This is a genomic window from Rothia mucilaginosa (genome assembly GCF_964211445.1).
GTDB classification, from domain to species: Bacteria; Actinomycetota; Actinomycetes; order Actinomycetales; family Micrococcaceae; genus Rothia; species Rothia mucilaginosa_E.
The window spans coordinates 1-13,364 of sequence record NZ_CAXOQT010000024.1 but is presented as its reverse complement, the minus strand read 5'-3'; the positions used below and the strand labels follow the sequence as shown (position 1 = coordinate 13,364).

The following is a 13,364-nucleotide window of genomic DNA, read 5'->3' as shown; positions in this document are numbered from 1 at the left end:
CAAGGGCGGTTCCCCGCGATGGGGAACCGCCCTTGAACTGTCTATAAGCCTAAATCTAGGGTTCTAGCTATGCCGTAGGGGCGCGCTCTTAGAGGGAGCGAGCAACCTCATCGTGGCTGAAGCGTGCACCGCGCGGGTATGCGGGTGCCTCGCCGTGGCCGAGGTTGACGATCAGGAAGGGGATCTCTGCGTTGTCCGCGAAGAATTCCTTCTTGATTCCGGCGAAGTCTGCGCCGGTCATGGGGCCAGCGTCCAGACCAAGGGCGCGGATTGCGGTGATGAAGTAGCCTGCCTGCAGGTGAGCGCTCAGCTCAGCGGCGGGGGTGACGAGTTCTTCGGTGGTGTAGAAGCCCTTGATGAAGCCGGCAGCGTTGGGGTTGAAGGTGTCAGCGTGCTCTACCCAGTTTGCGTCTGCGGAGAGAATCGCGGTGACCGGTGCCGCCTGGGTCTTAGCCTTGTTGCCGTCAGCCAGGTGTGCGACGAGGCGCTCGCGTGCCTCGGGGCTCTTAACCCAGGTGATGCGCAGGGGCTGACTGTTGAAGGCGGTGGGGCCGTAGAAGGTCAGCTCCTGGATGCGGCGCAGCTGCTCGTCGGTAACGGGCTCCTCGGTGAAGGAGGAGACGGTGCGCGGCTCGTGGAAGAGGTTAATGAGCTGTTCGTCGTTCAGGCGGGTCATGGTGGTGCTCCTTTGTGTTGTTCTCTCAATCGATTACTTTACAAGTAAAACATTACGGGCTTGTTGGGAACCTGTCAAGCACATCTTCCTCCCCCAGCCCCCAACAATTCAAGAGGTGCACACCATAAACCCCGCCATAATAGATACATGACCGACGCACTCTCCCACTTCTCCGCACCCGTACGCGACTGGTTCCGCGCCACCTTCAGCGCACCCACCGCCGCCCAAGAAGGCGCCTGGGAGAGCATCCGCAACGGCAACAACACCCTCATCATCGCCCCCACCGGCTCCGGCAAAACCCTCGCAGCCTTCCTCTGGGCACTCGACGCCCTACACCGCGAACACGAAGCCGGCACCGCGGGCGGTACGCGCATCCTTTATATTTCGCCCCTCAAAGCGCTCGGTGCGGACGTCGAACGCAACCTGCGCGCACCGCTCGCTGGAATTACCCGCCTGAGCGGCAACGACACGGGCGAGCCGAGCATCAGCGTGGGCGTGCGCAGCGGCGACACCCCCGCACGCGAACGCCGCCAGCTCATCAGCAACCCACCCGACATTCTCATCACCACCCCCGAATCCCTCTACCTCATGCTCACCAGCGCCGCCCGCAACACCCTCGCCGGCGTAACCACCGTGATTGTGGATGAGATTCACAACCTCGCCGCCACCAAACGCGGCGCACACCTGGCGGTCTCCCTCGAACGCCTCGACGCGCTCCTTACGAAGCCCACGCAGCGCATTGGGCTCTCCGCAACGGTCGAAAATCCCGAGGCGGTTGCCCGGTTCCTCGGCGGCATTCAGCCGGTGACCATCATGAGCCGCCCGGTCGCCAAAGAATGGGACCTGCGCCTGAGCGTGCCCGTACCCGATATGGCGGCACTCGGAGGCGCCAACGACTACGGGCAGGGGCTCTACTCGCCCTCGGAATACGCACCCTCGGAGGTGCAGGGAGGCGGAGGTTCAGCTTCTACCGGCTCACAACAGGGCGTAGCACAGCCTGCTTCCAGTGCACCCAACGCCCCGGCGAGCGCGCCCTACACGCTCGAAGATGCCATTGGCGTGTTCCCCGGGCAGGAAATCGCGAAAGAAACCGGGCAAGCAAACCCGGCGCAACAGGGCGATAACACCGCACCCAAAAATACGCTCACCATCCCGGAATATTCACTCCGCGAAACCCCCGATAGCGAGCGCCCGGAGACTTCCATTTGGCCGCGCGTTCAAGAGCGCATCGTCGACCATATCGAGAACAACCGTTCTACAATTGTTTTCGTTAACTCGCGCGGACTAGCGGAAAAGCTCACCGCAGCACTCAACGATATTCACCTGCGCCGCGTCCTCGCGAAGCAGGCCATCAGCCCCGAAGACTACGCGGCAGGCATCTGCGACATTGCCGAAGTACCGCCGCTCGCCCGCGCACACCATGGCTCCGTGTCCAAGGAGCAGCGCACCCTCATCGAGGAGGCGCTCAAGGGCGGAACCCTGCGCTGCGTGGTCGCCACCAGCTCCCTGGAACTGGGCATCGATATGGGCCACGTGGACCTTGTCATTCAGGTTGCGGCACCTCCTTCGGTTGCTTCCGCGCTGCAGCGTGTGGGTCGCGCCGGGCACCGCGTGGGCGAAATTTCGCGCGGCTTCTTCTACCCCAAACACCGCGGCGACCTGCTCGGCGCAACCGTCACCCTCGCCGGCATGCGCAGCAGAACCCTCGAGCCGCTCGCCATCCCCACCAACCCCCTGGACGTACTCGCGCAGCAGACCGTCGCCGCCTGCGCGCTCGGCCCCATCAGCGTGGACTCCTGGTACGAAGCGCTACGCCGCAGCGCCCCCTACGCCGAGCTACCACGCGCCCTCTTCGACTCCGTGCTCGAAATGCTCGCCGGACGCTACCCCTCCGACGAATTCGCCGAACTGCGCCCGCGCATCATCTGGGACCGCACCCCCACCGAGGAGGCACCCTCCGGCAGTATTGAGGGCCGTCCCGGTGCGCAGCGCCTCGCCGTCACCAGCGGCGGCACGATTCCCGACCGCGGCCTCTTCCCGGTCTACCTGGTCAGCGGCGATGAGGAGCGCGGCCCCAAGCGTGTGGGTGAGCTCGACGAAGAAATGGTGTACGAATCCCGCGCTGGCGAGGTCATCACCCTCGGTGCGAGTAGCTGGCGCATCGAAGAAATTACGCACGACGCGGTGCGGGTCTCCCCCGCACCCGGCCAGCCCGCGCGCCTGCCCTTCTGGCACGGCGACCGCATGGGCCGCCCATACGCACTGGGCGTGCAGACGGGTGCGTTCACGCGCGCCCTCTCCAGCCTGGGTGCCACCGATAGCGCCGCCGCCCGCCAGCAGCTCGAACAGCTCGGGCTCGACACCTGGGCGGTCGATAACCTGCTCGCCTACCTGCGTGAACAGCGCGAATCCACGGGGGCGGTTCCCTCCGACACTCGCATGATTGTGGAGCGGCACCGCGATGAGCTGGGGGATTGGCGCGTGGTTCTGCATTCACCGCTGGGCTACGGTGTGCACGCGCCCTGGGCGTTGGCGGTGCGCGCCCGCATTGAGGAGCGGTACGGGGTGGACGCCTCCGTCATGGCGAGTGATGACGGTCTGATTCTGCGCCTGCCTGCCATGGAGGATGTGCCACCGGGCGCTGATCTGTTCCTCTTCGACCCGGATGAGTTGGAGGCAATTGTCACCGAACGCGTGGGCGATTCGGCGCTTTTTGCGTCTCGGTTCCGTGAGAATGCGGCGCGTGCTCTGCTGTTGCCGCGCCGTGATCCGGGTAAGCGCACCCCGCTGTGGCAGCAGCGTCAGCGTGCGGCGCAGCTGCTGGATGTGGCGCGTAAGTACCCTGATTTTCCGGTGCTTTTGGAGACGGCTCGCGAGTGTCTGCAGGATGTGTACGATGTTCCGGCGCTGGTTCAGGTGCACCGTTCGTTGCAGTCTCGGGCGGTGTCTATGCTTGAGGTTGAGACGAACGATCCTTCGCCTTTTGCGCGCACTCTGCTCTTTGAGTACGTTGCCGAGCACCTCTACGACGGGGATGCGCCCGCCGCCGAACGCCGCGCCGCCGCGCTTTCGCTGGACCCGGCGCTGCTTGCCGAGTTGCTGGGTTCGAGCGGTCTGCGTGACCTACTGGACCCGGCGGTGCTGGTGCAGACTCAGCAGCGTCTGCAGCGCACGGGTGAGCGTTACCGCGCCTCCGGGGTGGAGGGTGTAGCGGATCTGTTGCGTCAGCTGGGTCCGTTGAGCGCCCAGGAGTTGAGCCTGCGTTTGCGTGCCGGCAACCCGCGGGCTGAGGCACCCGGCACTGAGCATGAGGATTCTGAAAACTACGGCGAGGAGTACGGCGCGCACGCCAGCGTGGAGCAGGCGCGCGAGCTGGCGGAGCAGCTGGTGCGCTCGCGGCGCGCGTTCTCATTCATGGGAACTGCCGATGATTCCACCGAGGAGAACACCGAGCCGCAGCTGTACTACGCGGTGGTTGAGGACGCCGCGCGCCTGCGCGATGGGCTGGGTATTATGCCCGCCGCAGCACTTCCTACAGCCCTTTTGGAGCCGGTCGCGGAACCCCTTGAGGACCTGGTGTCTCGCTACGCGCGCACCCATATTCCTTTTACGGCGCAGCAGGCGGCGGAGTATTTTTCGCGCCTGACTCCGGTAGGTGTGGGCGTGCTGACTCCGGTGTTGCAGCGTCTTCAGCAGCAGCGCCGTCTGAGCTCCGGTGAGTTCCTGCCAGAGGTGTTGCGCACGCCCGGTGCGGTCGGTGTTGAGTGGGTGGATGCGCAGGTTTTGCGCACGATTCGAGCCCGCTCACTGGCGGCGCTACGTGAGGAGATTGAGCCGGTATCGGCGCAGGTCTACGGTGTTTTCCTGCCTTCATGGCAGAACGTTCGTTCTTTATCGGTACGGGTTGCACAGACCCTGCCGGAGGCGAGCGCCTACGGTGCGTTCCTCCCCTCCCGTCGCGCCGCTACGGTGGTGGGCGAGAGGGTGGTACCCCTCAGCCCGGCGGCTGAAAACGCCACCGAAAACTCTGCCACCGCAATAGAGGACCTGCTCACCGCCATCGACCAGCTGGCGGGTGTGCGCGTACCCGCCTCCGCACTGGAGACGCTAATTCTTCCGGCGCGCGTGCCCGGCTACCAGCCGCACATGCTGGACGAGCTCATGGCGAGCGGTCGGGTGTTCTTCACCGGTGCCGGTCAGCTCGGCGGCGGTAGCGCGCAGAAGTCCGACGGCTGGATTCGCCTGCATTTGAGCGAGAGTTCTTCGCTGACTCTGGGCGAGGACTACCCGGAACAGCTGCTGCACGCGGAGAACCCCGAGCTCTGGGAGGCTCTGCAGACTCCGGGCACCCTGGAGCACGCAATCTATGAGGCTCTGGCTCACGGCGGCCTGTTCGTGCCGGCGTTGCGTGAGCGGGTGGCGCAGCTGATGAGCGCGGCTGCGCCCGCCGGTCAGGTGGTGACTTTCCCGGATGCAGCGGAGGTTTCGGCGGCACTGTGGCGTCTGGTGTGGGCTGGCGCGGTGACGAACGATAGTTTCGCGCCGGTTCGGGCGATGCTTGCGGGGGTGCGCAGTGCACATCCGACGCCGGCGGCTCCTGCGCGTCTGTCGCGGGTGGGTCGCCGCGGTGCGGGGCGTATTGCGGCGGCGCGCGCCTCCATGGGTAACGGCATGGCGGGCGGCTACGGTTCTGATGGATATTCGGCACCGACTAGCGGATACGGCGCTACCACCGGGCGGGGCCTGCGTTCCCTACGCGGTGGCTTCCATGCCGCCACTCCCGCTGTTGCCCCGCAGGATAGCGGCCGCTTCTCGCGCGTGGACACGCTCCTGCAGGAGCCCGTGGAGGCGACAGTTGCGGCACTCGCACGTGCCGATCTGTTACTGGACCGCTACGGTGTGCTGACTCGCGGGTGCCTGCAGGTGGAGGATTCTGCCGGCGGGTTCTCGCAGCTGTACCGGATTTATTCGGCGGCTGAGGATCGTGCGCTGGTGCGTCGCGGCTACTTTATTGAGGGTTTGGGCGCGGCGCAGTTTGCCGCCCCGGCGACGGTGGACCTACTGCGTTCTACCGCCGACAACCTCAGCATTCCCGCAGGTCCGCAGGGTTTCGGCGCGAGCGCCTACACCCCGCAGCGTACCGATACCGAGCAGGTGTACGGCACATTCACGGTGACCCTGCTGGCGGCGACCGACCCGGCGAACCCGTACGGTGCGGCGTTGAGCTGGCCCGCAACTCCCTCCTTTGCACACGAGGGCGAGGGCACCGTAAAGCACCGCCCGGCGCGCAAGGCGGGCGCCTGCGTGGTGCTGGTGGACGGCGCCCCGGTGCTGTACGTGGAGCGTGGCGCAAAGACCCTGCTGGCTTTCACCACCGACCCGGTACTCCTGGAGGCGGCGACCCCCGCCCTGGCGCGCCTGGTGTCTGCCGGTGGTGCGGAGAAGATTTCGGTGGAGAAGGTCAACGATGTGGAGCTTTTGGGTACCCATACTTTGAGCGCCTCCGGCGGCGAAATCGTGGAGCATCCGGTGGAGGCACTGCGCGCGGCATTGCAAGCGCAGGGTTTCTATGCGACGGTTCGCGGACTGTCGTTGCGACGCTCCATTTAGCACCCTCCGCGCAGGGTCTCAGGTTCAGCTTCAAGTTAAGCTGATTCCCTTAACCTCAATCTGAACATCACAGAATCTGAGCATCATAATGCCCCGTACCCTCGTTGAAGGGGGTACGGGGCATTATGTTTCCCTACTCACGAACCGGGTGGTGTTCCCGGAGCCCACCACGTCGCAAGCGGCGTGGTGGAGGAATAACCGCCCGGATGTCCACGCCGCCTTTGCCGTGGAGCACATAACCAAACATCGGAGCGGGAAGTCCTACGTTGATCTGTCGCCTCTTGAAGTGACTAGTAGCCGCCGGTGAGGGTGTCCACAGCACCCAGGCACAGGTCGATAGCTTCTTCGAGCCCGAGCCCGCGGGATCGAACGGTACGCTGATCGCGAGGGTTGAGCTGCACGACATGCAGGGCGAAGTAGTCGACGAGCTGCAACCAACCACCGAGAATGACGCGGGTGCGGTCATTAATCGGCATGCCGGTGCGCTTGAGCATCCATTCGAGGTAGTCGGTGGGGTTGTTCGGGAAGTCCTCCCCACCGGGGGTGGGGACACCGGCTACGACGAGGAAGTACGTGCGCAGTGCATTGCGCAGGGCCTCTTCGGGGTTTTCGTGGTGCTCACCCAGGGCTTCGAGGACCGCTTTAGCTTCGCGTCGAGTGACGGCGGCAGCCAGGGAGTCCTTGCCGGGGAAGTAGTGGTAAAGCAGGGCACGGGTGATGCCGGCATCGCGGGCGATAGCACTCATGGAGGCGCCCAGCACGCCGCGGCGAGCAAAATGTTCCGCAGCAATTTTCAGAATTTGCTCTTCACGTTCGTGCGGTTCCATACGCAAAGCACCGGTGCGAGGCTCTGCATTCTTTTGTGAATGTTCCATAACCTCTCCTTCTTTATTTTCCGGTGTTTTAGAATTGTCCGATTGCATCGCTGTCATCGGGGCTGTTCCTTTAATCTCTGCATCCTTGCGCTGTTTCTGTCCCATTTCGACCCCTTCGTCCGACATTTCGAACTTCTGTGTCTTAATCGTACCGCTTTAAGGCTGTTTCCAGCTTTTATTAAGGCGTTTATGACGTAGGATGCCCAGGTTAGCAGGTCTTTACTTGCTTTACATCTTTTATAATTAGAAAAACCACAGGGTCTAAATTAAGGGTTATTGATTCCTGATTTGACAGCATTTTCGAAAATATCGCACTTAAACACTATTTTTTGTAAAATTAATGCAGTTTTTTTAAATTAAATGTCCAATAATTTCAAAAATTTGTGAAGTTTTCGTTTTCTCGCCCACACATTCACACAAGCATTCATGAGTGTCAGACAAATCTAAATTTCGCAACCCCACACCAAACCCACGTTAATATTTCCCCCGCTCCCACCCGCACGTAGCTCAGTGCAACCGGTTCAGTCCGCATATGTTCAGCACCAATCCTGCCCTACCCAGCTGCTAGAGCCCAGGCGGTAGAGTAGAGCCATGCCCGCACAGAAAACCACCTGCACACAGCCCAGTGCACAGCCCGGCACAAACTACCAGGCGAAGCCTGCACGCCGTACGCACCGACGCCTCCTGACCCCTCCCCTGGCCCAGAAGAACGGCATTGACCCGATTCAGCTGATCCTGCCGCACCTAGAGGAGCTCCCCACCGAGCTCTTCCCGAACAGCACCGCCCCGGCGACCATTGCGGATTATCTGATTGCGCGTTTCTACCCGAACGACCCGCAGATTATTCACGCCCGCTTTAATACTGGCGAGGTGCGTCTGGATGACGGCACGATGCTGACCAGCGATAGCCCGTATATGCCCGGCGAGCGCATCTGGTACTTCCGCGAGCTTGCCGACGAACCGGAACTGCCCTCCGATATGCCGGTGCTCTACGAGGACGAGTACATGCTGGCGATTGATAAGCCGCATTTTCTGCCGACGACCCCGCGCGGGTCCTATATTGCGCAGACCGCGCTGACCAAGTTGCGGGTGCGCGAGCAGAACCCGCTGCTGATTCCGATTCACCGCCTGGACCGCCCGACCGCGGGTGTGCTGCTCTTTGCCAAGACGGTGGAGGCACGCCGTCCCTTCCAGATGATGTTTCAGCATCGTCAGGTGTCGAAGACTTACCGTGCCGTGGCGCCGGTTCCCTCCGATCCTGCCGCCACCGAGCAGGCGTTGAGTGCGGAGGGTCTGCAGGTGCGTTCGCATATTCAGAAGATTCGTGATCAGTTGCAGGTTCAGCAGCTTTCGGAGGAGCAGTGCGCGACGCAGGGCGTGGAGCCGAATACGCTCACGACCGCAAAGATTCTGCGTACTTTCACCCCGAGCGTGCAGGCGGTCGAGGGTTGGCGCGCGGAACCGAATAGAGAATGGGCGCTCTATGATTTGGCGCCTCACACCGGCAAGACGCACCAGTTGCGGGCGCATCTGAATATGCTGGGCTCCCCCATTCTGGGCGATGTACTCTACCCGCAGGTGCTCCCCGACGCACCCGACCGCCCCGAGTACCCGCTGCAGCTACTGGCCTACAGCCTGCATTTTAAGCACCCCATCACCGGTGAGCAGGTGGACCTGTACAGTGGCCGCTCGCTGGTTGCCGCCGCCTAACCCGTTTTTGAGTGGCGTTCACCCCATTCCCTGCGGTGCATCTTCTCGGCGGGCTCTCGAAAAGGAATCACACCCGAGAGCCCGCCCACAGCATCCGGGCGCTCAGAGGGCAAAAAGTGGGATAATTTCAGACGTAATACTTCACCGCAACTACAGAGGGTCCATGAATTCCCAGCCGTCTTCCCACAACGCGCAGTCTCTGGAGTCGATTAGCGAGTACGCCGAACGCACTTCCTCGCATGCCGCTGCCGCAGCCGTCAGCGTCACCGACACCTTCGTGCATCGTATTCTTGGCGTTCCCGGCGCACTCATCGGTTCGGTACAGGTGCCCGACCCGCGCCCGCTGAGCCAGCGCCTGAACGCGTGGCATTACTGGTGGCAGGCGCACCTGCTGGATTGCCTGATTGATGCCGGCCAGCGTCACCTGCGCGAGGGCGATATCACTGCCGCTCAGGAGGAGTTGCACCGTGCTCGCGCACTGTTGCGCGGCATTAACGTGCGTAACTACGGCCGCTTCGCGAACGACTACTTTGACGATATGGCGTGGCTGACCCTCGCGGTGGGCCGCATGAATTCCTTCTGCATTGAGCTGACCGGCGCGAATGATGTTGCCGCCCAGGATGCTGGCGCGGCTCTCTTCGAGCAGCTGGCGAAGGGTTTCTCCCCGGTGGGTGGCATGAGTTGGCGCAAGTCCAAGCGTGATTTTGTGAATGCTGCGGCGACCGCACCGACAGCCCTGGCGTATGTGCGTGCGGGCGACCCGAAGACTGCCGCCGCGCTGATGGACTGGATGAATGAAACTCTCTGGGATGCAGAACGTTCGCTCTATATTGACGGCGTGAACGTGCGCGGCGACGAGTACGACTACGAACGCGGCGAATACACCTACAACCAGGGAACCGCCCTCGGCGCCCTGCTGAGCCTCGCTGCCTCCGGCGTACCCTGCGAGGTGGACCCCGCCGAACGCGCCGAACGCCTCATCGTCGGCATCGTCAAACACATGACCGAAGAGGTGGAGTTCCTCTCCGGCGCGCGCCGCCGCATCCTCATCTCGCACGGCGACGGCGACGGCGGCCTGTTCACCGGCATTCTCGTGCGCTACCTGGGCATGGCGGCATCCTCGCCGCTGCTCAGCGATGAGGCGCGAGCGCTCGCATCCACCCTGGTGTACTCGACCGCACGCGCCCTGTGGGAGGGCCGCCGCGAGTTCGACCCCGACCTGCCGATGAACGAGTACGGCATTGATCCGAACGAGATTCGCGGTAAGGCGCTCGTGCAGTTCTCCCCGCGTTTCACCGAGCCGATGAGCAAGGTTGTGAAGCCCGGCGCGCCGGTGGAGCTGTCCACTCAGGTGCAGGCGTGGACTATTTTTGAGACGGCGGCGCGTCTGGCGCATGCCCGTGACCTCGCCTCCCACGGTTTCTAAGCACGGCTTCTAAACACAGCTTTTATATTCATAGCGTTGATACCAGCCCTAGCCTTCTCTCACCAGTGCAGAAAGGTTAGGGCTGGTTTCATTGCAGGGGCTTGCAGGCAGGCGTACGGTGAACTTTATGCTTGCTTCAGAATCACAACAGGTCACTGCCAGCCCGAACGCTAACACCATTTTCATGGTGTGGAAGTTCAAGGAGGGCGTCTCTCAGGACGCGCTCGTTGAGGGGTTCCAGAACCTCTGCGGGCTCGTCATTAACCTCAACCACACCGCCGCGAACCGCTACTCGCCCGAGAACGCCAGCATTGTGCTGGGCATCAGCCACAGCGCGTGGCTGACCCTGGATCTTCCCAAGCCGCTGCCGCAGGAGCTCGTGGAGTTCGAGGAGATTAGGGGCCCCAAGCACACCGCTGTGTCCACTCCCGGCGATTTGCACTTCCACATCCGCGCGACCCAGCCGTCGGTTGCCTACGATATGGCGTCCGCTATTACCGCGGCTCTGCGCGATATTGCCGAGGTGCTCGAGGAGGTGCACGGCTTCCGATACTGGGACGGCCGCTCCATCATCGGCTTTGTGGACGGTACCGAGAACCCGCAGACCCCCGCGGCGCGCGAATACTTCGGCCTCATCGGTGACAATGACCCCATGTACAAGGGCGGCAGCTACCAGTTCGTGCAGAAGTACATTCACGACATGACCGCGTGGAATAATCTGCCCGTCTCCGAGCAGGAGAAGGTCATCGGCCGCTCCAAGCACGACGACATTGAGATGGACGAGGACGAAAAGCCCGCTAACTCGCACTCCGCCATCGCCAATATCGGTGACGACTTCAAGGTTATTCGCGACAATATGCCCTTCGGCACCGTGGGTAACAACGAGCTGGGCACCTACTTCATCTGCTACGCCAGCACCTTCTCGACCGTTCAGAAGATGCTCATGAACATGTTCATGGGAGTGGACGGCGCTAACTACGACCGTCTACTGGACTTCAGCACCGCGGTGACCGGCACCCTCTTCTTCGTGCCGACCGTGGACATGCTCGGCGACTTCGCCGGCTAAGCTTGGCTGAACCCAGCTGCGCCCGGCTAGCTTCTTGCGAACCCCGCCTCCGGCAAAGGAGGCGGGGTTTTCCGGTAGGCTAGGGTGTAGACATTCAGACGGAAAGCAAACAATCGAGAGAAGAATGAGCGTTCTAGATAATTCTTTCCCCACCGAGGACTTTGGCTTCACCATCACCAGCCGCCTGGCGGACACCGCCTCCCCCAGCGCTGAACGTGTAGAAGCCAACGGCGGACAGTTCCGCGGACGCACCGGTGTCATCACCACCCCGCACGGACAGATCCAGACCCCCGCCTTCACCCCCGTGGGCACCAAGGCAACCGTCAAGGCGGTCCTGCCCGAATCCATGAAGGAGCTCGGCGCTCAGGCTCTGCTCTCCAACGCCTACCACCTGTACCTGCAGCCCGGCCCCGAAATCCTCGACGCGGCAGGCGGCCTGGGTGCCTTCATGAACTGGGACGGCCCCACCTTCACCGACTCCGGCGGCTTCCAGGTCATGAGCCTGGGCTCCGGCTTTAAAAAGGTGATCGACATGGGTACCGTCGCGGACGCTAAGGGCGCCGACGGCCGCCCCCTCGGCGACGACGACGTGGCAAAGGGCAAGGAACGCCTCGCCCACATTGACGACGACGGTGTGAACTTCAAGTCCCATATTGACGGCTCGATTCACCGCTTCACCCCCGAGGTGTCCATGCAGGTACAGCACCAGATTGGTGCCGACGTCATGTTCGCCTTCGACGAGCTGACCACCCTGTACAACTCCCGCGGCTACCAGGAGGAGGCGCTCGAACGCACCCGCCTGTGGGCGCTGCGCTGCATCGCTGAGCACCAGCGCCTCACCGAAGAGCGCGTGGGCAAGCCCTACCAGGCGCTGTTCGGCGTGATTCAGGGCGCACAGTACGAGGACCTGCGCCGCAAGGCATGCCAGGACCTCGGCTCCATGCCCTTCGACGGCTTCGGCATCGGTGGCGCGCTCGAGAAGGAAAACCTCGGCACCATCGTGCGCTGGTGCGCCGAAGAGCTGCCCGAATCCAAGCCCCGCCACCTGCTCGGCATCTCCGAACCCGACGACATCTTCGTCGGCATCGAGAACGGCGTGGACACCTTCGACTGCGTCTCCCCCACCCGCGTGGCACGCAACGCAGCCGTCTACTCCCCCACCGGCCGCTACAACATCACCAACGCACGCTTCAAGGCGGACTTCTCGCCCATCTACGAGGGCTGCGACTGCTACACCTGCACCCACTACACCCGCGCCTACCTGCGTCACCTCTTCAAGGCGGACGAGCGTCTGGCGGCGACCCTCGCCTCCATCCACAATGAGCGTTTCATCGTGCGCATGGTGGACGACGCCCGCGATGCCATCAAGGACGGCACCTACTTCGAGTACCGTGACGAATTCCTCGGCAACTACTACTCCGGCAAGAAGCCCTAAACCCGCTCTTCAACCCGCGTAAGGAGAACCCTATGAGCATCACTCATGTTCCCGATGAGGAGCTTCTCGTCTTCGACCACGAAATTGCCGCACCGGTCGAGGACGTCTTCGGTGCCTACCTGGACCCCGAACTGCTGGTCCGCTGGTACGGCCCCGCAGGCTGGCATGTGCGCCCCACCGACGTTGTCGTGGAGCCCGTGGTCGGCGGCATGCAGCGCCTCTCCATGATCAACGAGGTCGACCCCTCGGTGTCCTGCATCCTGCAGAGCCGATTCCTGAGCATTGAACCGTTCAAGGAGATCGAGTACGCCGAGCAGCTGCCCGACCACCTGGGTAACCCCGGCAGCGTGCTGGTGTACCAGCGTCACCGTTTCTTCCCCGAAACCGTGATTACCGCTGACGGCGTGGGCTCCGGTACCCGCATCGTCATTGAGATTGGCCCCATGCCTCCCTCGGTCCACGAGGAAGTGCGCACCACCTGGCGTTCGACCTTCGCCCGCCTGGACGATGTGCTCGCCGCCCGCGCCCGCGGGGAGCTCTAGCCTTCCCCTGAGCCCCAGCTATTT

Annotated in this window: 8 protein-coding genes; 6 read left to right on the top strand and 2 right to left on the bottom strand. The window is 62.9% G+C overall.

Going from position 1 to position 13,364, the window contains the following annotated elements:
* Positions 1-88: 88 nt before the first annotated feature.
* Positions 89-676 (bottom strand): malonic semialdehyde reductase, encoded by a 588-nt coding sequence (locus tag AB8E48_RS06795; RefSeq protein WP_368886203.1) that lies wholly within the window; start codon positions 674-676, stop codon positions 89-91.
* A 147-nt stretch (positions 677-823) separates the two neighbouring features.
* Between AB8E48_RS06795 and AB8E48_RS06790 the strand changes: the two genes are divergently transcribed.
* On the top strand, positions 824-6,286 hold the full coding sequence (locus AB8E48_RS06790; RefSeq protein ID WP_368886202.1) for a DEAD/DEAH box helicase: 5,463 nt from the start codon (positions 824-826) through the stop codon (positions 6,284-6,286).
* A 290-nt stretch (positions 6,287-6,576) separates the two neighbouring features.
* Here AB8E48_RS06790 and AB8E48_RS06785 read toward each other — a convergent pair whose 3' ends face one another.
* Positions 6,577-7,161, bottom strand: coding sequence for a TetR/AcrR family transcriptional regulator (locus tag AB8E48_RS06785; RefSeq protein WP_303973533.1), 585 nt, complete (start codon positions 7,159-7,161; stop codon positions 6,577-6,579).
* Positions 7,162-7,752: 591 nt separating this feature from the next.
* Here AB8E48_RS06785 and AB8E48_RS06780 point away from each other — a divergent pair.
* The 5 genes from AB8E48_RS06780 (at position 7,753) to AB8E48_RS06760 (ending at position 13,340) form a co-directional block, all read left to right on the top strand.
* Complete coding sequence (locus tag AB8E48_RS06780; protein WP_368886201.1) at positions 7,753-8,871, top strand: pseudouridine synthase; 1,119 nt, start codon at positions 7,753-7,755, stop codon at positions 8,869-8,871.
* A 163-nt stretch (positions 8,872-9,034) separates the two neighbouring features.
* On the top strand, positions 9,035-10,297 hold the full coding sequence (locus AB8E48_RS06775; protein WP_368886200.1) for a glycoside hydrolase family 76 protein: 1,263 nt from the start codon (positions 9,035-9,037) through the stop codon (positions 10,295-10,297).
* Between the two features lie 127 nt (positions 10,298-10,424).
* Positions 10,425-11,363 carry a Dyp-type peroxidase gene (locus AB8E48_RS06770; protein ID WP_368886199.1) on the top strand — a complete coding sequence of 313 codons (939 nt, stop codon included), beginning with the start codon at positions 10,425-10,427 and terminating at the stop codon, positions 11,361-11,363.
* Positions 11,364-11,487: 124 nt separating this feature from the next.
* Positions 11,488-12,798: a tRNA guanosine(34) transglycosylase Tgt gene (tgt, locus tag AB8E48_RS06765; RefSeq protein ID WP_368886198.1), complete on the top strand. Its 1,311-nt coding sequence runs from the start codon at positions 11,488-11,490 to the stop codon at positions 12,796-12,798.
* 32 nt (positions 12,799-12,830) lie between these two features.
* Positions 12,831-13,340 carry an SRPBCC domain-containing protein gene (locus AB8E48_RS06760; protein ID WP_368886197.1) on the top strand — a complete coding sequence of 170 codons (510 nt, stop codon included), beginning with the start codon at positions 12,831-12,833 and terminating at the stop codon, positions 13,338-13,340.
* Positions 13,341-13,364 lie beyond the last annotated feature (24 nt).